This is a genomic window from Nostoc sp., from assembly GCF_036917815.1.
Lineage (GTDB): Bacteria > Cyanobacteriota > Cyanobacteriia > Cyanobacteriales > Nostocaceae > Nostoc.
On record NZ_JBALEK010000054.1, the window covers coordinates 22,808 to 44,483 of the forward strand.

The 21,676-nt window shown below is 42.9% G+C and carries 23 protein-coding genes; 11 read left to right on the plus strand and 12 right to left on the minus strand.

Annotated elements, in window-relative coordinates:
- Positions 1 to 32: 32 nt before the first annotated feature.
- Positions 33 to 980, minus strand: a complete 948-nt coding sequence (locus V7K97_RS15675; RefSeq protein ID WP_334801957.1) for a glycosyltransferase family 2 protein — start codon at positions 978 to 980, stop codon at positions 33 to 35.
- Between the two features lie 275 nt (positions 981 to 1,255).
- On the opposite strand from V7K97_RS15675, the gene V7K97_RS15680 reads away from it, so the two are divergent.
- The gene (locus tag V7K97_RS15680; protein ID WP_334801958.1) at positions 1,256 to 1,432 is read left to right on the plus strand and encodes a hypothetical protein; all 177 of its coding nucleotides are present in this window, start codon (positions 1,256 to 1,258) and stop codon (positions 1,430 to 1,432) included.
- Positions 1,433 to 1,489: 57 nt separating this feature from the next.
- Entirely contained in the window at positions 1,490 to 2,125 is a 636-nt protein-coding gene (locus tag V7K97_RS15685; RefSeq protein ID WP_334801959.1) for a Uma2 family endonuclease, read from the plus strand.
- A 249-nt stretch (positions 2,126 to 2,374) separates the two neighbouring features.
- Here the strand turns inward: V7K97_RS15685 and V7K97_RS15690 are convergent, their stop codons facing one another.
- Both V7K97_RS15690 and V7K97_RS15695 read right to left on the minus strand, forming a co-directional pair.
- Positions 2,375 to 2,626: a type II toxin-antitoxin system Phd/YefM family antitoxin gene (locus V7K97_RS15690; RefSeq protein ID WP_334711422.1), complete on the minus strand. Its 252-nt coding sequence runs from the start codon at positions 2,624 to 2,626 to the stop codon at positions 2,375 to 2,377.
- A gap of 159 nt (positions 2,627 to 2,785) precedes the next feature.
- Positions 2,786 to 2,935, minus strand: a complete 150-nt coding sequence (locus V7K97_RS15695; RefSeq protein ID WP_334801960.1) for a hypothetical protein — start codon at positions 2,933 to 2,935, stop codon at positions 2,786 to 2,788.
- 153 nt (positions 2,936 to 3,088) lie between these two features.
- Between V7K97_RS15695 and V7K97_RS15700 the strand changes: the two genes are divergently transcribed.
- On the plus strand, positions 3,089 to 3,415 hold the full coding sequence (locus V7K97_RS15700; protein WP_334801961.1) for a DUF433 domain-containing protein: 327 nt from the start codon (positions 3,089 to 3,091) through the stop codon (positions 3,413 to 3,415).
- A 2-nt stretch (positions 3,416 to 3,417) separates the two neighbouring features.
- A complete protein-coding gene (locus V7K97_RS15705) occupies positions 3,418 to 3,771 on the plus strand; it encodes a DUF5615 family PIN-like protein (protein ID WP_334801962.1) in 354 nt (117 codons plus the stop codon).
- 166 nt (positions 3,772 to 3,937) lie between these two features.
- On the opposite strand, the gene V7K97_RS15710 is transcribed toward V7K97_RS15705, so the two are convergent.
- Positions 3,938 to 4,189, minus strand: coding sequence for a type II toxin-antitoxin system Phd/YefM family antitoxin (locus V7K97_RS15710; protein WP_334801963.1), 252 nt, complete (start codon positions 4,187 to 4,189; stop codon positions 3,938 to 3,940).
- Positions 4,190 to 4,310: 121 nt separating this feature from the next.
- Complete coding sequence (locus tag V7K97_RS15715; protein WP_334801964.1) at positions 4,311 to 4,451, minus strand: hypothetical protein; 141 nt, start codon at positions 4,449 to 4,451, stop codon at positions 4,311 to 4,313.
- Between V7K97_RS15715 and V7K97_RS15720 the strand changes: the two genes are divergently transcribed.
- The gene (locus V7K97_RS15720) at positions 4,450 to 4,668 is read left to right on the plus strand and encodes a DUF433 domain-containing protein (RefSeq protein ID WP_334801965.1); all 219 of its coding nucleotides are present in this window, start codon (positions 4,450 to 4,452) and stop codon (positions 4,666 to 4,668) included. The two genes, V7K97_RS15715 and V7K97_RS15720, sit on opposite strands and share 2 nt — an antisense overlap.
- Positions 4,669 to 4,821: 153 nt before the next feature.
- On the opposite strand, the gene V7K97_RS15725 is transcribed toward V7K97_RS15720, so the two are convergent.
- From V7K97_RS15725 to V7K97_RS15750, 6 genes are all read right to left on the minus strand, one after another.
- Positions 4,822 to 5,469 (minus strand): hypothetical protein, encoded by a 648-nt coding sequence (locus V7K97_RS15725; protein ID WP_334801966.1) that lies wholly within the window; start codon positions 5,467 to 5,469, stop codon positions 4,822 to 4,824.
- Between the two features lie 560 nt (positions 5,470 to 6,029).
- Entirely contained in the window at positions 6,030 to 8,246 is a 2,217-nt protein-coding gene (locus tag V7K97_RS15730; RefSeq protein WP_334801967.1) for an FUSC family protein, read from the minus strand.
- Positions 8,247 to 8,521: 275 nt separating this feature from the next.
- Positions 8,522 to 10,564 carry an NAD-dependent DNA ligase LigA gene (gene ligA / locus V7K97_RS15735; RefSeq protein WP_334801968.1) on the minus strand — a complete coding sequence of 681 codons (2,043 nt, stop codon included), beginning with the start codon at positions 10,562 to 10,564 and terminating at the stop codon, positions 8,522 to 8,524.
- 65 nt (positions 10,565 to 10,629) lie between these two features.
- Entirely contained in the window at positions 10,630 to 11,694 is a 1,065-nt protein-coding gene (locus tag V7K97_RS15740) for a vWA domain-containing protein (RefSeq protein WP_334801969.1), read from the minus strand.
- A 679-nt stretch (positions 11,695 to 12,373) separates the two neighbouring features.
- Positions 12,374 to 14,212, minus strand: a complete 1,839-nt coding sequence (locus tag V7K97_RS15745; RefSeq protein WP_334801970.1) for a peptidoglycan D,D-transpeptidase FtsI family protein — start codon at positions 14,210 to 14,212, stop codon at positions 12,374 to 12,376.
- 77 nt (positions 14,213 to 14,289) lie between these two features.
- Complete coding sequence (locus tag V7K97_RS15750) at positions 14,290 to 14,970, minus strand: hypothetical protein (protein WP_334801971.1); 681 nt, start codon at positions 14,968 to 14,970, stop codon at positions 14,290 to 14,292.
- A gap of 496 nt (positions 14,971 to 15,466) precedes the next feature.
- On the opposite strand from V7K97_RS15750, the gene V7K97_RS15755 reads away from it, so the two are divergent.
- The 4 genes from V7K97_RS15755 to glgB all read left to right on the plus strand — a co-directional run bounded on the left by V7K97_RS15755 (position 15,467) and on the right by glgB (position 19,154).
- Positions 15,467 to 15,682, plus strand: a complete 216-nt coding sequence (locus V7K97_RS15755) for a hypothetical protein (protein ID WP_334801972.1) — start codon at positions 15,467 to 15,469, stop codon at positions 15,680 to 15,682.
- A gap of 402 nt (positions 15,683 to 16,084) precedes the next feature.
- A complete protein-coding gene (locus V7K97_RS15760; protein ID WP_334802016.1) occupies positions 16,085 to 16,399 on the plus strand; it encodes a hypothetical protein in 315 nt (104 codons plus the stop codon).
- On the plus strand, positions 16,344 to 16,676 hold the full coding sequence (locus tag V7K97_RS15765; protein WP_334801973.1) for a hypothetical protein: 333 nt from the start codon (positions 16,344 to 16,346) through the stop codon (positions 16,674 to 16,676). Before V7K97_RS15760 ends, V7K97_RS15765 begins: the two co-directional genes overlap by 56 nt.
- A gap of 186 nt (positions 16,677 to 16,862) precedes the next feature.
- Positions 16,863 to 19,154, plus strand: coding sequence for a 1,4-alpha-glucan branching enzyme (glgB, locus tag V7K97_RS15770; RefSeq protein ID WP_334801974.1), 2,292 nt, complete (start codon positions 16,863 to 16,865; stop codon positions 19,152 to 19,154).
- 318 nt (positions 19,155 to 19,472) lie between these two features.
- Here glgB and V7K97_RS15775 read toward each other — a convergent pair whose 3' ends face one another.
- Positions 19,473 to 19,727, minus strand: a complete 255-nt coding sequence (locus V7K97_RS15775) for a hypothetical protein (RefSeq protein ID WP_334801975.1) — start codon at positions 19,725 to 19,727, stop codon at positions 19,473 to 19,475.
- A gap of 1,003 nt (positions 19,728 to 20,730) precedes the next feature.
- Here V7K97_RS15775 and V7K97_RS15780 point away from each other — a divergent pair.
- Complete coding sequence (locus V7K97_RS15780; RefSeq protein ID WP_334801976.1) at positions 20,731 to 21,327, plus strand: sigma-70 family RNA polymerase sigma factor; 597 nt, start codon at positions 20,731 to 20,733, stop codon at positions 21,325 to 21,327.
- Positions 21,324 to 21,674, plus strand: coding sequence for a hypothetical protein (locus V7K97_RS15785; RefSeq protein ID WP_334801977.1), 351 nt, complete (start codon positions 21,324 to 21,326; stop codon positions 21,672 to 21,674). Before V7K97_RS15780 ends, V7K97_RS15785 begins: the two co-directional genes overlap by 4 nt.
- The last annotated feature ends 2 nt before the right edge of the window (positions 21,675 to 21,676 follow it).

Genomic DNA, 21,676 nt, shown 5'->3' on the forward strand with positions numbered 1-21,676 from the left:
CCATTCCTTTGTGGGGGCTGGGGGGTTAGGTTTCATCCCCGCACCTGTCTCAGTGCATTAAACGCCTTACCTCGCAACCCAACTGGTAACAGCGATAATCCTAAACCAGTCCAAGCTTTAGGAGTTGAAAAAGACTTTCCGGCCAAAACCAATTCCCTGCCTTTTTGTGTTTCACCCTTTTCAATTAAACGCAAACCTAATAATAATTGCGTTTCAGTTAGACGATTTTTCCTGATTGTCTCTATTTTTTCAGACTCAAATTTATAACTTTCTAAATACCGGATTTTATCAAATAAATAAGGAATGGCTCGATTGATACCTTGCTGCTCTGCATGGTAGCGATATTCCATCAATAATTCTGGTAAGTAATAGCCCTTTTTTCCAGCCAAAGCCAGACGCACAAATAAATCATTATCCTCACAATTTTGTAGATTTGGCTGCATATATCCTAATTCTTGCAATGCTTTACGGCGAAATAATGTTGCCCCAACTTGAAAGCTTTGCTGAATAAATACGACTTCCAACAAGTTATCTACAACACCTACTGGTAAATTTTTCCTACCCCAACGATGAGAATTTTCTTGAGTTTTTGCCTCATCCCGCACATTGTTAATATCAATTATCCAATGGTCTGTACCAACAAAATCAATGCTAGAGTCTTGAGCAAGAATAGCTGCGGTACTTGCCAGAAAATCGGGTGTGAGCCGATCGTCATCATCAAATTTAATAAAATATTCACCACTGGCTGCATCAAAGCCGGAGCGCATATTATTGCTTTTACCAATATTTTGCAGATGACGGATATATTTAATCCGATGGTCTGTATACTGTGACATTAACTCAGGTGTGCGATCGCTAGAACCGTCATCACAGACAATTAGCTCAAAGTCTTGCTCAGACTGGTTGAGTACACTGTCAATGGCATAAGGGAGGAGATGAACACGATTAAAAGTAGGAATGCAAACAGTAATTTTAGGCATATTATATACTCATAACTGGAGTAAGTAGAAAATTTATATCAATTGCTAATTTAATGCATCGCCAACAAAGCTATATTTAGCGGATAGTTCTTTGAAGTTTATCCGGTGAGCGATCGCAAATAATCTTATCGTTGTTTTCTAAGTTATTATTCCCAAATAATTAACAATATACACATAATCTAAATCTGGCGAAACCCTGACGCTATTGGGCGTTGTCTTGCAATCAGTTCGGGTAAACGAACGAAGTTGAGCTTCTGTTAAGGGAATCCGTATCATTGCTTCTATGCGTTAGCCAAAGGCTTTGGCAAAGCCATAGCTCTTGCTTAATTTTACAGGTATCTAGAATCAGGGCGATCGCACCAGATGTTGATTCAACGGTACAAATTAGCGATCGCGAACTACCTCCATGTTATCCACACCGAGAGTTAGTAAGGAGCTTGATGCTGCAATAGCTGACGATGAAACTCAATTTAACGTAAAATGAAATTAAACTAGGACATGATTCAACTATGACGCAAGCACTACAAAAATTATTTACATTCGATGAATTTGTAGATTTTTTAAAAGTTCAAAATGAAAATATTTGCTACGAATTATATGACGGAGATATTATTGAAATGCCTCAACCAAAAGGAAAGCATGAAGAAATTATTGCTTTTTTAGCAGCAATTTTAGGATACGAATTTGTAAGAATTAAGCTTAAATACGGCATATCGAATAAAGGACTATTGAAGCCGGAAAATAAACAATCTGGATACTTTCCAGATATTCTTGTATTAAATCTCTCCAATTTAGTACACGAACCACGCTGGCAAGAAGAGTCTATTGTCAGTAACCCTGAGTCAATACCTTTGGTGATAGAAGTGGTTAGTACTAATTGGAGAGATGATTATCTCAAAAAACTTGCCGATTATGATGAAATGGGAATACGCGAATACTGGATTGTAGATTATGGTGCTTTTGCTAATAAATCACTGATAGGAGAAGATAAACAGCCTACGATTACTATTTATTCTTTCAATGATGAAGGTGAATATCAAGGTAAACAATTTAGAGGAAATAACCGCATAGAATCACCTACATTTCCAGAATTAAATCTGACGGCTGAAGAAATTTTTGCGGCTCAAATGAACTTATCACCCTAACAGCACCATCAGCCGAATGTTACATTGTTCTTTTTCTTTCTTTTTCCTTTTTCCTTGTTTGGTCAATTTTTGGAAGCCCCCGGATTTGTGATATGAGTTCAGCCAATGGCATTTGAAAATTTCCTCGTCTGAGGTTCGGTGAAACGATTGGGGATGCTAGCTTGTTGCAGGCGGTGGCGATTACTAGCACTCATTTAGTGTACCAATTGTCTACAAACCAGAGGAATGCCTGAGTATCGAGCAGAAACTTCATGGTATGTAGTCGTGAAAGTCTTTCAAGTGGGTTTCGTCTTCGGACAGGATGGTTAGGGTTCCGATTGCACTACCGGGCGTGCGGGGCTTGCGGGGTGGTTGGAGTTCAGCAATTAGTCTGGCGACAGTGCGTAGGCGTAGCCCGTCGTAGACATCGCCTACAAAAATCTGCACTTCTTCACCGGGTTGCAGATTTGCAATCAGTTCGGGTAAACGAAGTTGAGCTTCTGTTAATGGAATCCGTGTCATTTTTTTGTGTTTTTATGTGACTGCTCTTGCTTAATTTTACAGGTATCTAGAATCAGTGCGATCGCACTTTGTTTGAGCTAATGATGATAATTCGATAACGATCACCTGAGCAAATTTTCTCTCATTCTGGCGATCGCTTGACCTTTAAGATAGTTGCTATCAGATTAGCGATCGCACAATTGCTGATTCAACGCTACAAGAAATAATTTTGCCAATATTTTCTGCTGTCTCAATTTGAATACGGAGATTTTCATAATGTTTTTTGCCCCGTCGAGTAATTTCTTCGCCGCTAAGTTTAGGGTAAACCATAGCCATTCTCCGCATTCCGGCGCTAATTATTTGTTATCGATATTCTAAACCCGTCATGAAAATCCCACAAATTCTTGATCGTCAGTTTGTTCGTTTATTCTTACCTATAATGGATAACAACTGTCATCTCAAGTATTCAGCTTGATGCCCACAATGACACTGAAAGAGCTACAATCTCAACTTTTAGCCCTGTCTTTGCCAGAAAAAGCACAGGCAATTCAGATTTTGGCGGCAAGTCTGGGCAATGGATTGATTGGCATTGAGAAAACACCGGGCGTGATGGGAGGCGATGCCTGTATTCGGCAAACTCGAATTCCGGTTTGGCTTTTGGTTAGCCTACGCCATCAAGGGGCTAGTGAAGTCTATTTGTTAGAAGATTACCCAAGCCTAACCGCAGCTGATTTGGTGAATGCGTGGCTGTATGCAGAGGTTTATCCCGAAGAAATTGAAGCGGCGATCGCACGGCAAGAGGTAGCTTAAGCATGGCATTGCTTTATGCAGATGAGGGGTTTCCCAAGGTGGTTACGGGATTACTGCGTCAATTCGGTCACGATGTACTGACTGTACAAGAAGCAGGACAAGCTAACCAGCGAATTCCCGACGATCAAGTGCTTGCATTTGCGACGACTCAGCGGCGGGCAATGCTGACAGTGAATCGAGATGATTTTATCCGCTTGCATCGCATGAGTCCAGACCATGCAGGTATCATTGTTTGCACAGAAGATTTGGATCGACAGCGATTAGCCGCCCGGATTCATGAGGCAATTGTGGCTGAAGAATCTTTGTTTGGAAAACTGGTGCGAGTCAATCGCCCGGCTGCGGAAAGAAATGGATGAGGTGAAGCGCGCGATCGCCCCTTTGCCCTTGATCGCAATTTCCCAATTGTTGCAGGACTGAGCAAGATGTCATTGAGGGGATCGACAATCAAATCACGGGCGACTTGACTAAGGGCGCGATCGTTGAGTACAAACCAGAGGAATGCCTGAGTATCGAGCAGAAACTTCATGGCATATAGTCGTGAAAGTCTTCCAAGTGGGTTTCGTCTTCGGACAAGATAGTTAGGGTTCCGATCGCACTACCCGGCTGACGAGGCTTGCGGGGTGGTTGGAGTTCAGCAATTAGTCTGGCGACAGTGCGTAGGCGTAGCCCGTCGTAGACATCGCCTACAAAAATCTGCACTTCTTCACCGGGTTGCAGATTTGCAATCAGTTCGGGTAAACGAAGTTGAGCTTCTGTTAATGGAATCCGTGTCATTTTTTTGTGTTTTTATGTGACTGCTCTTGCTTAATTTTACAGGTATCTAGAATCAGTGCGATCGCACTTTGTTTGAGCTAATGATGATAATTCGATAACGATCACCTGAGCAAATTTTCTCTCATTCTGGCGATCGCTTGACCTTTAAGATAGTTGCTATCAGATTAAGCGATCGCACAATTGCTGATTCAACGCTACAAATTAGCGATCGCGGCTTACCAAGTGCTAGGATTTCATTAATCCGATTCAGTGAACTCGTCATGAAAATCCAACAAATTCTTGATCGTCAAGGGATTGTTCATACCAATCCAGAAATTATGAGCGGAGTTCCTGTCTTTGTTGGCACACGGGTTCCCTTACAAACCTTTTTTGATTACCTAGAAGGTGAATCAGGTTTGGCTGAGTTTCTACAAGACTTTCCCCATCTGAAAACACCAGTATTGCAAATTTTGGAAGCGATCGCACTTTGTTTGAGCTAATGAATCTTGGAATTGCGTTTAATGGAATCCCTGTCATTGTTTTGTGCTTTTCTGCTTTGGAGGACGAAGTATTACACTCATTCGAGCTTGTAGCCCGACCACAGTACTGTGTATCACTTACTACTCTGTCCTAATTAATGTCCCACCAATATTTTATAATAGTTCTTTTCCCCGCTTAATTCGATATTGATTCATATCCCAAGTGATACGGACTCCGAGTTCTGGATTAACTCCACACACATCTGGAAATATTATATTTAAAGCCCCAAATATGAAAATTTGTGTAAAAAACAGTAAAATAACAAACAACATCACTCCACCTAAAAATGTTTGCTTATCACTCCAATAAGGTATCCAATGATTATTAATACTTAAATGCGTAATACTTCTTAACAGATCGGAAGCTTCTATACACAATAGGAGTGTTGCCGGAATTAATAAAAATAAACCCATTAAAAGCTTTTTCACTATAAATATAATTATGCCGCCAATAAAAGTATTTCCAAACCGCTTAAGAGGTTTTTGATTACCGCAATTTGGACAGGCTCTATCCCTTATAAAGCTTTCTCCATGATCTATGACATATCTATAATTTTCTTCTAATCTTCCTATGTCATCAAACCGTGGCTCATAAATTTCATTTATGTTTGAGGCTTTCACTACCTCAATAAATCTATATTCATTGATCAATAAAAGCGTCTTACATCTGCGACACGGGAAGAATTCATTTTTGCAATGTGGACAAATTCTTATTTTTTGATTTTTTTGTTTCCCACAGTTAGGGCAAGATATTTGTGCCATAAATAAACCTCGTAAATTTGTTAAAAAATCTAATAATTATTCATAACGGCAAAATCAAGTAATGATTTTTACCCTGCAAGAGGAGGCAATCGCACTTTATTTAAGCTAATGAATCTGGAGCTTCTGTGAATGGAATTCGTGTCATTGTTTCGTGCTTTTATGCGATCGCTCTTGCTGGATTTTACAGATATCTAGAATCAGGGCGATCGCTCCTTTAAGCAAACCATTGTTGAGAGCGATCGCACTTTATTTGAGCTAATGAACGTTGGATTTCCTTAAGTCTAATTGCAGGTGCTTGTTTTCCTGTCAAAGGAGCAAGTTTATAGGGTAGTCCTCGCCCTGGCGCATGGATCGAGAATTGTGTACAATAAGCGATTACAGAAAGACTGTAATCACCTGGAGGTAAAGGTTTTTGCAGGTCTTCAGCAGATGTAACCGTTAATGGCTGTGGGCGAAAATCTTTGACTTGATCAGAAACATCTGGATAGGCTGTCTTTTGGTCTAACAGCAGTGGCGAACCAACTCCGACTGCTTCCCCAATTTGTTTGACAATGGCAGCTTTATTTACTTGATATCAACCGTACCATTGCTGAGTGCATCGCAGTCAAGCGCCGAACAATCTGATCAATCTCCAAATCTAATATGCTGTAATCAATGACTGCTTGACGAATCGGTGTATGTCCTTGATTGACAGCTAACTCTTCTATGCGGGCTGTACGCAGTGCTTGCAGGTGCGGTTGGATTTTTTGCAGCGTTTCTTCCAAGTCAGGTAAGGGCGGTGGGGGAATTTCCTGCTGTACTGAATCAGCTAACTGCTCTAAAAGTAGCGAAATTTGGCAGATAAAGGTTTCTAATTCTGGAAGTGGCACCGTTGCTTGAAAATGTTCAAGATGTACTGCCAAAACTGTCACGGCGTTAGTAAAGCGTCCCATGTACATCAGCAACGTCATCACTGGCTCTACTAATTCTTTGTGCATTTTCGGTTCGCGTAACAATCCTTGGAAGGAGGCTTGGGCATTGCCAATTGCCAGTCCAGTTTGTCGCCGTTGACTGATAATGGTAGAGTCACGCTCCTTTGTTCCCTGATAAACAGCCATGACATCGCTAAAGTATTTGTGACATTCTCGCAGGGCGGTGGCCAGTTGACTGGGTAAGCGATCGCGTTCCCAGTTTGGCCAGATAAAATAATGACTCCCAAAAGCCAGTCCCGCCCCAATTAATGTATTTAATACCCGAAATCCAGCAAATTGCCAACCAATAGGATGACCAATATCGATAATCAATAAGACAAATATTGATAAGAAAACCACCGAATACCCGTAATTGAAACTGATCAGGGAAATGCCAAAAAATACTGTCAGCAAAATGATTGTGTTTAATACAACTTTACTTGTGATAGTTGCAAGTAGGACAGCTGCTAACACGGCTCCCAAAATAGTCCCGCCAACTCGCTGGAAAAACCTCTGGAAAGTTGCACCCAAGTTCGGTTTGAGGACTAGCATAATTGTCAGCGTTACCCAATACCCCATTGGTAAATTCGTAATAGTGTAAAATATTACGCCTATAGTTAGACTTACAGCAATGCGGAGAGCATGACGAAAGATTGCAGAGTCTAAGGTGAGGTTTTCTTTGAGTAAATTTAAGAGCGATCGCTGTTCGTCTGCAACTAAAAGAAATCTATCTACATCTCTGCCACTCATTTTGCGACGATCTGCCAGAGATTTAGCTGTCTGAGCCGTGTATTGCAATTGCTTGATTAGCTTTTCGATCATCAGCACCAGGTTACTGAGAGCAACGAGAGTTGTGTAGTCTGCCTCATTCCCAGCAATTGCTTTTCTTTGCAGACTTTCTTGTTGCTTCAGTGCCTCATAGATGCGGTTGAGATTTCCCAGATCGATGCTAGCAGACTTGCGAGATATGACTTTCGCTATAGCTTGAAGAATAACTGATATTTCTGCGAGGGCATCGTCTACTAATTGCTGAACTGCGTGATATTGCTGTTGTTGGAAGTGAGTTTCTAGTAATTCTGTTAAGGCAATAACTGAGCCAAGCAAGCGATCGCCATCCTGAATTAGTACCAATAACTGGTCATTCATCCAACTCCGAGCCGACTGTCCAATCCGTAATGTACCTAAAGTAGTGCGTGCTGTTTCTAACGCTTTTCTAATTTCGAGAATATTTTCACTGGTTGTCACTTTACCTAGAAATGCCTGAATGTAGTTAGCGATCGCATTCAAGCAGTCAGCCAAAGCTATGCGTAGTGGGTCATAAGGTCTAAAAGGCCACATTACCAAGGAAACTAGCATTGCCCATCCACCTGCAATTAGACATAGCAGCGATCGCATCAGTGCAGTTTCTAAGTCTCCTGGTTGGGCGATCGTGGTAATAAATGATATCCCTACCACCAGACCGACACTTGCACCAGCATTACCATACAGCGATGCCAAACCGGAAGCAAGTCCCCAGAGAAATGTCAGCACCACAGTTAGCACTGGAACTTTAGCGACTATAGTACCCACAAATACCGAAACAGCTATTCCCAAAGTAGCCGATGCCATCGCCTTAGCTTTGATTTGGTAAGGGCCACCAACATTCGCTAAGTTGACAAAGTAAGCCATTAAACCAACTAATAATCCGCTTTCTCTTTGGTTGATCAGTTGCCCAATTAGCATGGGAACCCCTAACCCTAAAGCAGCTCGCAAGCCGTTGGATATTGCTGGTTTTCCTGGCTCTGACTGGATCAGAAACTTGAGGAAATTACTTCGATTCAGCTGCATTGTTTTTGTTAATCAAACAAAATTTTTATGGTTCTACCGCTACCCTTATGCTATAGCATTAAAATCAGGGTTTTATAGAGAAGTTCCCAAAGCTTAAAACTCAATGTCAAATACAGGGCTAGTTTCCAGCCCTTTTTTTTGATAGTGGCATCGCCTCCATAGCCCTCCTGAAAGCGATAAGATTAAAAATAAATTCATGTTGCTTATTTACAATGTCAGGGTATTGATCCAAATAATTTGCCCTAGTCGGAGTAGGGGCAATTCATGAATTGCCCCTACTCTGTTTCTTCAATCATCTCCAACAATTCCGCCTCGCTTAACTGCATAATTCCCAAGGAAACCGCTTTTTCTAACTTAGAACCGGCATCTTCTCCCAACACTAAATAATCTGTTTTTTTACTCACTGAATCAGTCACTTTCCCACCAGCTTTTTGAATCAAAGCCTTTACTTCATTGCGCTTTAAGGTTGGCAAGGTTCCCGTAATTACAAAGGTTTTCCCTGCGAACTTTTGATTACCATCACCAACTGTTTTTGTTTCCTCTGTGGCAGTTAATTGCAATCCTTCTGCTTGCAAGCGTTCTATTAAGGTTTGGTTGGCATCAATGCGAAACCACTGGTACACAGATTGGGCAATTTCAGCACCGATACCATAAATGCCTTCAATATCTGATTGCTTGGCTGTAGCTAACTGGTCTACAGTAAAATATTTCTGAGTCAACAATTGGGCATTTACACTGCCAACGTGACGAATGCCTAAACCATACAATACCCTTGACCAAGGTTGATTTTTTGATTGAGCGATCGCATCCACTAATTTCTCTGCCAACTTTTTCCCCATTCTTTCTAATACAGATAACTTCTCTGCTGTCAACTCATATAAATCGGCAACGGAATGCACCAAACCTTTATCAACAAGTTGATACACCAGTTTTTCGCCCATACCTTTAATATCTAAGGCATCACGACTTACCCAATGTTCAATGGAACCTTTGAGAATCGCTGCACAGGAAGCATTGACGCACCTAATCACCGCCTCACCTGATTCTCGCACCACAGGTTGACCGCAGACTGGGCAATGGGTAGGCATCACGAAGGGTTCGGTGTTGGCGGGACGGAGTTCTTTGAGTACCCTCACCACTTCTGGAATGATTTCTCCAGCTTTGCGGACAATGACAGTATCGCCAATGCGGATATCTAATTGAGCAATGCGATCGCTATTATGTAAAGTAGCACGAGAAACTGTTGTTCCCGCCAGTTGCACCGGGCGCATCTCGGCTAACGGTGTTAACGCCCCCGTTCTCCCAACATTCACAGCAATATTTTCCACACGGGTAGGCGCTTCTTCAGCTGGGTACTTCAAAGCTACTGCCCAACGGGGGAATTTCTGCGTAAACCCAAGCTGTTCCTGAAGTTTAAAAGAACTCAGCTTTACTACCACCCCATCAGTCATGTAGGGTAAATTCAGGCGTTCCGTATCCCAGTATTCATAATATTTTGCCACTTCTGCGATCGAAGCACACAGTTTGTGGTTGGGGTTGACTCGAAAACCGAGCTTTTCTAACAACTCCAACGCTTCCCATTGAGTATGAGCAATACTAGTGTCATCTCTACCAGGAATGTGCAAAGTGTAGCCAAAGAAATCTAACCGCCGTTTAGCCACAATTCGGGAGTCTAGTTGCCTGAGTGTCCCAGCTGCGGCATTACGGGGATTGGCAAATAATTGCTCACCTGCTTTTTGCCTTTCCTCGTTAATTTGTTTAAACACTTCCAACGGCAAAAACGCCTCGCCGCGTACTTCCACCCTTTCCAGAATTTCTAAACCTTCAAAATTCAAACGTAAGGGAATTGAGCGAATTGTCCGTACATTTTGGGTGATATCTTCACCTGTCACCCCATCACCCCTAGTTGTCCCCCTAACTAGAATGCCATCTTGGTAGGTAAGAGCCAAAGCAGAACCATCAATTTTAAGTTCAGTGACATATTCCACTGAATCTATTTTCGGTACTTGTCGCCGCCAACGCTGATCCCATCCTTGCAACTCATCAATATTGAAGGCATTCTCCAGACTGTACAAGGGGATGTTATGGCGCACCGAGTTAAACTGCGCTGCTGGCCTCTCACCCACGCGCTGAGTCGGACTATCGGGTGCTGTCAACTCTGGATATTGAATTTCTAGTTGTTGTAATTCTCGATATAGCTGGTCATAGATTGCATCCTCCATAATTGGATTATCTAGCACGTAATAAGCATAGCTAGCTTGTTGCAATAACTGGCGCAATTCTTCTGTACGTTTTACTTCCGGCTTAATCTGGGTCATTAGACTTATAAAATAATCAGACGATGAAGCCTGCATAAACAGGCTTTGTTCTTGTAGGCGTAAACTTAGCGATCCCAGTCTTCGACTTCATATAAAAATCGAGTTTTACCAATCAGTTTACGATTAGCAGAGGTACTTTGGACAAACACAACATACTTTTCTAGGTTACTCGGTTTAATCCGAATCGTTGCATCCATCGGTAGACTTAACATTTCTCGTGCAGCACCTCCTTCAAATAAATCACCAGTTGCCCGATCCATCAAGATAATTTCTTTTTGAGCCTGGATAGTTTCTGTTTTGGTAAATTCGTAGAAACCCCGCCCAACTTTAAAACTTAAACCATTTTCTAATACAAACGCTTTAATTGAAATATCTTGTTCAACCTCTAAAATCTGGAAACGCCCTGGAGAAACTGCCCGTAAATCCGCCGATTCGTAATAGGATGTTGCTTCCCGGTTCATCATGGTGTTAAATATTTTATTTAACCCACGGCTCATCCGTCCTTGGTCAATTACTTCTTGTTCATAAGCTTGTAGCTGTTCATTAGAAGATTGTTGATAGCAAACCGCCAAAAACAAATCACTAATATAGGAAAACTGGTCTAAATTAATATGAAAACCGCCAGACTTTTGTGCAAGTTCTTGATAAAAAGGAGTCGCATGAGCGCGATTGAGTGCTTGAACCCCGTACACTGTAATTTCCGCCTCAGCTAATTTATCTAACTCTTTGCGCCAATTCAGTTTTTTCGGATTGTGTGCTGGAGGATGGGGAATATCATCGCCAATCAAAACCAGTGATTTTGTTGCTGACTTTGACCAAGATAAAGATTGGGATTCATGTAATACTAATTCGTAACATTCCGGTGCATCTCCACCGCCAGTAGGTGCTACATTTTGGACAAAATCACAAATAGCATCAACATCACCAGATAGGTTAAATGTATTAGTGACATAAGTTGAGCCTTCATCACAGTAGTCACCATGAGCAATAATCCCAATCCGAATCAAGGAAATTTCGTTGATCAATCTGGTAACGGTATTTTTGATTTTTCGCCGTACCTGGGTAAGGCAAGGATACATACTTCCAGTTGTATCGAAGCTAAAAACAACCTCAATGTTATTACTTGTCATCCGCTCACCTAAATTAATATTTAATTTTTAACTTACAAAATTCCGAATGGCACGCAATCATGGTTAAAAATTTTACAGGTAAATCCCCAATTATTATTCTGACTTTTCACGTTAGGGATTTCCAAGAAATAAATTATCCAAAGAAACGAACCACAGAGACAAGGCAGCGCGGTCTTGGGGGTTTCCCCCATGAGCGACTGCCGCGCAGAGAACACAGAGAGAAGAGAAATAGAGAGGATTTCTGCGTCAGTTTTGGGATATTTTTTTATTTGTCAGTCCCTTATGTGGAAAAGTCACAAAAAACCCAATCCTCTTCCCTGCGACGGAAGAGGGAAAATTCAAAGTCTCTCTTCCTTTAAGGCTACGGTGTACACACAAGTCCTAAAAACCTAGCTTGATAAGACTTTCTTCGTTCCTCGTTCCCAGTCTCCGACTGGGAATGCATTCATTGAGTCTCTGACTCAATGCCATGGTGCAGTTAATGGTGAATTACACGCCTTCTTATTGACCCAATCTCATCTGTCTCTGTAGCTGAACCAACTTCAGGCGTTCCTATTTTGTCGTTCGCTGCTGTTGTAATTTTATTTGCAGCCTTCAAGGGCAAACCTCACTCTAACAGTGCCGTCAGAAAGTTATCAGCCTTTGAAGTGCATTAAGTCAGCCACCTGCTCCCCAACCCCTACGGCGCTGGTGTCTGTTGCCCAACCTCCTGACTGGGCGGAATTTCCTCAAGAGGAATCAGTGCTTCAATTACCGACTTGACAATTGGCGCAGCGACAGTAGAACCGTAGGCACCTTCACCTTTTGGCTCATCCACCAGTGCAAACACTACATAGCGAGGAGATTCCACGGGCAAAATAGCCACGAAACTGGTCATTCTAGCACCCTTGATGTAGCCGCCATTGGGACTAGCTTTTTGGGCTGTACCAGTTTTACCAGCAATGCGATATCCCGGAATTCGTGCCGCCTTCCCACTACCTTCATTAACAACAGTCTCCATCATTTCCACAACCTTTTGGGTTGTTGCGGCTGTGAAAATTTGGCGTGGGATGGTGCGATTGGGTGAATCATGCATCTGCCCTTTGCTATCAATTAGCCCCCGGACTATATGAGGTGTTACCAATTTACCGCCATTGGCTAAAGCCCCGTGCATTTGCACCAGTTGTAACGGTGTCATAGAAAAGCCTTGCCCAAAGGAAGTAGTAGCTGCCTCAATTGGCGAAGCGATAAATTCTTCTTGACTTTTGAGCCGGCCACCAACTTCAAAAGGTAAATCTGTATCAACTTTTTGTCCTAGCCCCAACCGTTCTAACCAGTTGTAGTAGATTGAAGGCTTTAAGCGTTGGATAATTTGCACCATACCAATGTTGCTGGAATATTGCAAAATCTGAGCGATGCTGATTCGCCCATTAGCATTGTGCATAGCATTTTGGATGGTGTAATTAGCGACTCGAATAGAACCGGAGTCATTAAACATATCATCTGGTTTAATGACGCCATTTTCCAGAGCGATCGCCACATTCAAAGGCTTAAAAGTCGATCCTGGTTCATAAAGATCCGCCACTGTCCAGTTTTTGAACAGCGATATATCAGCTTTAGCGTATTCATTTGGGTTATAAGTAGGTTCAGAAACGAGGGCGAGTAAGGAACCATCCAAGGCATCCATCACAATTACCGCTCCACGTTTAGCGTCAAACTTACTCATCTGTTGTTTGAGCGCAGTCCGAGCAATTCGTTGCAGACGGCTATCGATAGTAAGTTGCAGTCGCAAATCATCAAAATGCAAAAAACCTTCGGGTGCATGATCTGGCATCAGTACCCCATTACCCGACCGACTGAGCCGCACCGTTTGCACAGGACGTTCTAACAACTTTTCTTGAGAGTATTCCACACCTGCTTGACCACGCCGGTCAACATTCACATAACCTACCACATCAGCAACCAAATCGTCTGGTGGGTAATATCGAGAATATTTTTGAATCCACTCCAAGCCATTTAAGCGCAAAGAAATGACGCGATCGATCATTTCTTCCGGTAGGGCTGGGGCAAGTATAATTCCGCTTCTTTTGCTTTGAAAAGTTTTCACCAATTCAGCAGGATCTTTTGCCAATATTGGCGAAAGTCGCTCTGCCATATCTTCATTAGACTTATCAAACAGCTTGGGATGAGCGTACAAAGTATATACAGGACGGTCAATCGCCAACAGATTACTATTGCGATCTACCACCGGGCGACGGGGCATAAAAGGTCGCAAATTCACCATTTGCTGGTTTCGTGCTTGTTCTGTTAACTTTTTCCCCTTGACAATTTGCAGGTTATACAAGTTGACAGCCAACCCCAACCCTGATGCCATTAATACGCCCCATACTATGAACAATCGGGACTTGCTATTGGATGTTTGGTCTTGGATATTAGAGACTAATTTTCCCAAAAGCCCTCGTTTATAATCCTTTGGTCGCTTTGTGAATCTTGGATTCCGAAACTTTCTGAATTTTGTTCTACTTGGTGACTTCTGCATTGGGTTCGTCCTTTGTCATTTGTCTCCTGCCCAGAAGCAAGCTACGCGCAGCGTCTCGTAGAGAGCGTCATTACGAATTAGTATCCCAGTGGCGAGAGTGTTTGCTGTTGCGTTTCTGGATTTGGCGTTGTGTTAGACGATGCGGGCTTAGGACTATGAGATCCGGGAGGCAAGAAAATCATCCTTTCAGGAGTTGGCGATACCAGTCCTGCTGTTGGTTGTTCTGCTTCCTCAGCCATTTTATTTGTCAGCGTCGCGTTGGTTGTCGTTAGCAGCCGCTCATGACGTTGGAGGTTTTGCAGTCTGCGATATGACTGACCCCAAAGCTCTTGAGAATATACCGTCCAGCCATAAACAGCAAGTGTCGATGCTACTAACAAGAATGCCAAAACTGACGAATAACGATGAAAAGTGTACAAGCGCAGCAACCACAAAGGTAGTGTTCCAGAATTAGGCATTGTGGGAAGGGGAAGAAAACCTACCCCCACACTCTTCTGGTTCGGACTCGACTGCTCATTGAGATTTGGCAATTGTTGTCTACCCAACTCTTTCACCGATTTGGCTATAACTGCCTCATTTGTGGGAGAAACCCCTAACTTTTTCGAGGAACGGCGTTGTCTTTGAGAAGATGCTGATGTAGAATAGCTCCGTGCTGCTGACTCCATAGGCGCAGAGCGTCGCCTCCCTAAAGAAAAGATAGAATCTCGGCGGAACCAATTACCTCTTGTAGAAACAGCAGATTTACGAGTAAGTACCATAAATTTTTTTAGATGAGAAATACTGTACTTTAGATTGATTGTCTGTGTTTTGCTAAGGTTAAAATTACCTTCTGTGCAACCAGCACACATAACAGACTATACCCTTTTAACTTTTCTGATAGGTAGCTGTACCAAACATTGCATCCCCTTAGATATGCAATGTTTACAATCACCGATTAGAAACTGGACAGCTTACCTTTTAGGTATCGCACCTAAAGTATGACAATGGGGGGCGGCAAGGTGCAATACTCTGTGAAAAAAATAAAATTTTTTGCTATGATAGCTCGCTTTGCTAAAGAATTTAGTAATTTCCGTTTTGCTCCTGAGTTAAGAGAAACTAATCAGATGGCTGTCTGATGCGTAATCCCAAAAATAATACCCCAAAAGATTGTTTTTTTAAGTATGTAATCTCGTAGCATTAAAAAAAAGCAATAAATACGGTATCGTATTCAACAGGCGAAAAATTGTTCTAGCCACAATTGGTGAAAGAGGAGTTATGAAAACAAAAATCTTTGGTTTGGCTCTAATGTTAAGTCTGGCTGCAATTCTCGGAGCCTGTGATGGTGGTGGTGATGCTGGTGGTGGTGCCAGTACTCCAGCTGCTACAGGTGAACCAACTGATGCACCTCCTGCTGGGTCTACTCCTGCTACTACTCCCGCCGCGACTCCCGCCGCGACTCCTGCTACTACTCCCGCAGCAACTCCTAAATAAGGCATCTTAAACTTTAGTTTAAATCCCGCCCAGAACTGCTTAGTGATAGCGTTCCTCACTAAATAGCTTGGATTAATTAGGTTCATGTAGAAACCTGCATTTTTGTATTGGTTTATCAGAGCCTAAAGTTTACTAAAATATCAGCTAAGTAGACCAGGAAGTAGAGGACACTGGTAAAGAGGGTTACGTCCTCAACCAAGTGTCCGCCTGATAAAACCTTGTTTGCAGTCCAAGGCAGTTGAGTGAATGTCAGCTATTTTGCAGGCAAGATACTTCCCTCATTTGGTATTTTGAATTGCTGAGACTACTGAGTTTTGAGAGGGCAAAACAATTTATTGCGATCGCTGGCAATTGCTCTTGAGCATTCGCTGTCATCTATTCCATATCAGGAGAGACCTGGTAATGTCACTAGATATTGCCAGATTTTTATTGGGCATTGGGGATTGGGCATCCCTTCTCTACGAGACGCTACGCGAACGGCTTCTCTACGAGACGCTACGCGTAGCAAGATCCACGGAGGGGTACGCTCAGGGCAAGTGGGCATTGGGCATCCCTTCTCTACGAGACGCTACGCGTAGCAAGATCCCCGGAGGGGTACGCTCAGGGCAAGTGGGCATGGGAAAAAAGATTTTCATCCTGCGTTGTGAATGCAGTTTAGAAGATGGGGAGAGTGAAGGCGATAAAAACGATAAAATTACTGAGCTTAATTGTGATTAGTGCAATATTGTTTGCGTTAAGTAGCTATTGGGGGTCATCGGTGATAGCATTACCGCCACCAGAGGATACACCAGAAGAAATATTACGGACACAGATTATTATAGAAGCGCGATCGCCTATTGATGGGAAATTCCTAACAGCTGCCGAATACATCCAATTGCAAGCCCAGCTACAAGAAGCCCCACCACCAAAACTAGACCCCAAAATTCGGGAACAGATTTACTTGCTTCGCTTACGCAAAACATTATTTCAGTTTTTCCCCTTTTTAAATTTTTGACAAATTAGTCATTAGTCATCCTCTACCCCAGTCCCTGGCGATGCACTGAGCTTGTCGAAGTGTCCCCAGTCCCCATTCTGATGTAGGATAACGGTGGCGACAAAATTTGCAAATAAATGTAAAGAATATATATAGATATTAAAAAAGTAGATTTAGTCAATCACGTTATTTCACTTAGGTAGCTTCATGTCCATGACCACGATCGCCCCTGAACAGGTTAACAGCATCGTTTGGAATCAGCATAACGATCCCTTTGAAATACTAGGTTCTCATCCCATACAACAAGACGGCAAAACTGTCTGGGCTGTACGCGCCTATCTACCAAATGCAAGTGCCGTATGGGTCGTTCTTCCTGAACAACGGAAGGAATACCCAATGCAAACAGTGCATCATCCCCACTTTTTTGAATGCACCATTGACACTCCACAACTGGCAAACTACCAGTTACGGATTAAAGAAGGAGAAGGTGAGCGTGTCACTTATGACCCTTACGCTTTCCGTTCTCCCCGCTTGACAGACTTTGACTTGCATTTGTTTAGTGAAGGCAACCATCACCGGATATATGAAAAACTGGGAGCGCATCCCGCAGAAATAGACGGCGTTAAAGGCGTTTATTTTGCTGTTTGGGCACCCAATGCTCGCAATGTTTCATTGCTGGGAGATTTCAATCTCTGGGATGGGCGTAAAAACCAGATGCGTAAAGGCCCCACCGGGGTTTGGGAATTGTTTATTCCGGAAATCGGTGTGGGAGAGCATTACAAATATGAAATCAAAAATTTTGAAGGACACATTTACGAAAAATCCGATCCCTACGGTTTCCAGCAGGAACCGCGCCCGAAAACGGCATCCATTGTCACTGATTTAGATGCTTATAGTTGGAGTGACAAAGACTGGATGGAAAAGCGGCGTCGCACTGACCCCCTTAACCAGCCCGTCTCAGTCTACGAAGTGCATTTAGGCTCTTGGTTACACGCTTCCAGTGCCGAACCTGCTAAACTGCCAAATGGTGAAACTGAACCTGTAGTTATCGTTTCCGAACTGAAACCGGGCGCACGCTTCCTTACCTACCGGGAACTAGCTGACCGACTCATTCCTTATGTCAAAGAATTAGGATACACCCACATAGAAATGCTGCCCATTGCGGAGCATCCCTTTGATGGCTCTTGGGGTTATCAAGTAACTGGGTACTATGCCCCCACCTCACGTTTTGGCACCCCCGAAGATTTCATGTATTTTGTTGACAAATGTCACCAAAATGATATAGGGGTAATTGTGGATTGGGTTCCCGGTCACTTTCCCAAAGATGGACATGGTTTAGCTTTCTTTGATGGTAGCCACCTATACGAACACGTTGACCCCCGCAAAGGTGAACACAAAGGATGGGGTACTTTGGTGTTCAACTACGGTCGCCATGAAGTTAGTAATTTCTTAGCAGCAAACGCCCTGTTTTGGTTTGATAAATACCACATTGATGGGATTCGTGTCGATGCTGTTGCCTCGATGCTCTATAACGATTATTGCCGCGAACCAGGAGAATGGTTGCCCAACCAGTATGGTGGCAGAGAAAACCTAGAAGCAGCAGATTTTCTGCGTCAGGTAAATCACATTATCTTTAGCTATTTCCCTGGTATTCTCTCAATTGCAGAAGAATCCACTTCTTGGCCAATGGTATCTTGGCCTACCTACACAGGCGGACTGGGCTTTAACTTGAAGTGGGATATGGGGTGGATGCACGATATGCTGGATTACTTCAGCATGGACCCTTGGTTCCGTCAATTCCACCAAAATAATATCACCTTTAGTATGTGGTATAACCACAGCGAGAACTTCATGCTGGCTCTATCCCACGATGAAGTGGTGCATGGTAAGAGCAATATCATCGGTAAAATGCCGGGGGATACATGGCAGAAGTTAGCGAATGTGCGTTGTTTATTTAGCTATATGTTTGCTCACCCAGGCAAGAAAACCATGTTTATGAGCATGGAGTTTGGGCAGTGGAGTGAGTGGAATGCTTGGGCAGATTTGGAGTGGCATTTATTGGAGCATGAAGCCCACCAACGGTTAAAAACATTTTTCCACGATTTGAACCATCTCTACCGTTCTGAACCAGTTTTGTACACCCAGGATTTTGCTGAACCTGGGTTTGAGTGGATTGACTGTAGCGATAACCGCCATAGTGTAGTTTCCTTCATCCGTCGTGACAAGGATTCTGATGATTTTGCGATCGTCGTTTGCAATTTTACACCCCAACCCCATTCTCACTACCGCATCGGTGTACCACAAAAGGGATTTTATACCGAGTTGTTCAATAGTGATGCACGTCCGTATGGCGGCAGCAATATGGGTAACTTAGGTGGTAAGTGGACGGATGATTGGTCATTGCACAGTCGTCCCTATTCGCTAGATTTGTGTCTACCACCTTTGGGTGTGTTGATTCTCAAGCTGGATAAACAAAAGACTGCTGAGATAATTGGATAACAATTAAGGGTGGGCACTGCCCCACCCAATCGTAATCAAAATTTCACGGCAGTGAACTTAAGCTAGGGCGAAAGTCATTCGCGGCTACACAGGGAAGTCAAGTAATCAGACCAAATATTTACAGTCATTACGAGGGTTGGCATAGCCTCTCGTAGAGAAGAAATAATTACTTCATTCCGCTTCTCTACTAGAGGCTACCGCGAACGCGACCTTTGCAATGACATCGTTTAACTAATTGTGTCTGACTAATTACTGCTTCCCCCTTCTACTTTTTATCAGTCTAGTCTATTCAGTGCTAATCTCTTAACTGAGAGTGATTTAGTACCGATGCTCATACTCATGTCTCTCACGCCATTCACGTTTCTCATGTTCTCTACGTCGCCATTCACGGCGCTCACGTTCTTCACGCTCTCTACGTAGAAATACTAGCCTTTCTTGTTCTCGTTCACGCCACTCATGTCGATGATTGTTTCCCAAAATGACTTCTACTTGAGCAGATGCACGCTCTGCTAAAACACTCGAAGTTAGCAAGACGCCTAACAAACAAGATGAGAGAATTCTTTTCATGTTCATAAAGATATACCTTTGATTGAACCAGAAATCTATAGTTTTAGACTTCTTTCTTTCACAAAAGGTTCAATTACGGGAGACCTATTTGAACGCACCCCATCTAAATCAAAGATTATACATGGGGATTAGTGCGCTAAGAAGCTGAAATACTTCTTGAGCGTTACCAGGGCTACTGGCGTTCTCAGTGTGTCGTTAGAACTTTCGCTTCCGAACACCCTAGTAAAAAGTCATTATTAGTAATACTTTTTACTGATTATAAATAATTAGTGAAATTGGTCTATGTCTCCAGCTATAAAGCTTTTACAGTACCGCAAAAACTAATTCTTAGAATAATAGCATGAAAGAATAGCTGTTGCTGCGCGTTTTATACTGGTTTCGCTTACCCCACCTCAAATGTAGATATTTTTATAGTATTTTTAGGTGGGGACTGCACGAAACATTTCTGTTCAAAAGATATCAGCCGTGTTTTTAATTGCTTGTTGTGTCGCGTGGCTCTGGATCGTCATATACAGCAGATTTCAGGTAAATGAAGTACATATATAAAACCCAAAACCTTGTAGAGACGTAGCACTGCTACGTCTCTACGTGTATTCGATGAGAGCGCAATCTGCTGTAAACCTTATCGAAGTTGATAACTGCATGTAGTTTTCGCCCTCACCCTAAATCCCTCTCCCAAGCTTAGGAGAGGGACTTTGAAATTCGCTCCCCTTCTCCCAAATTTGGGAGAAGGGGTTGAGGGATGAGGGTAAATCCTTTTCATCACCGAAGAACTACGGGTTTCAAAATAGACGTGGTTTATATTCAGAAATTACACGTTTTAGCTCTTTTTATATTTCTCGCTCAGGATTCAGTACTGAGTACGATAAACGATCAGTAATTCTTGAGAGCCACAGTTACCTTGAACAGATTTTGCCTCTGCCAAAACTTCTAACCCATTTGAACCTTTTTCTCATTCATCCGGTCTAATAAATACAAGCAACGAAACGGATAGGGGAGAACGCCTCAGGTGTTAGTTGTGCCAGCCAAGGTTTCAAAAGGAAATCAATTCATTAGCGAATCTGAAAGCGAATCTGACAGTTATCTGGTACAGCAGTGCCTACGGGGTGATACCCAAAGCTACGGTCAGCTTTACCGTCGCCATCAGCAAAGAGTGAGGTCAATCCTCTACAAACTATGCACTCCAGCGTCTCTCGACGATGTAGTGCAGGATGTGTTTCTGCAAGCCTGGAAAGGATTGCCCAAGTTTCGCCAAACAGCAAAATTCTCTACCTGGCTGTACCGAATCGCTTGGAATGTGGCTTGTGACCAGCGACAGGCAGATGTTCAAAGGCGAACTCAATTAAAAATTCTGAGTGAAAAAACTCCTACCCAACAGGAAGCCCCAGAGTTAATGAATATGCATTATCAAGACCTTGTGCAACGGGGACTAGCAAATCTCAGCTTTGACCATCGCACGATCTTGGTTTTGCATGATTTGGAAGAAGTACCTCAAAAAGAGGTAGCAAAAATCCTGGATATTCCCCTGGGAACAGTCAAATCACGACTATTCCATGCTCGTGCTGCTATGCGTCAATTTCTCCAAAACCAAGGGGTGCAGCTATGACTCATTTACCTAATGATGATTCTGACCTAATTAATTTTCTATCTCAACATTGTCCAGAAGTTCCGCCAGCCTCGCCTGATTTAGAACAACAAATTTTACAACAGGTGAAAACTTGGCCTCAAGCACCCTTACGCAACTATTCCAGGCTGAGGTTAGTTCTGCCTGCTCTTGCTGCTGGATTAGTAGCTGCTGCAATAGTTGGCTACCGTGCCTTGATACCTCCTCAACCAAGTCCGGCTGAACTGGCCTCATTGGAAACTTTTATTGAAAGCAATTGGCAAGCTACAGCCAGTAGCGAACATCTGGGAAGTGATATATGGCATTTTACAGAATTAGATAGTGAATAGGA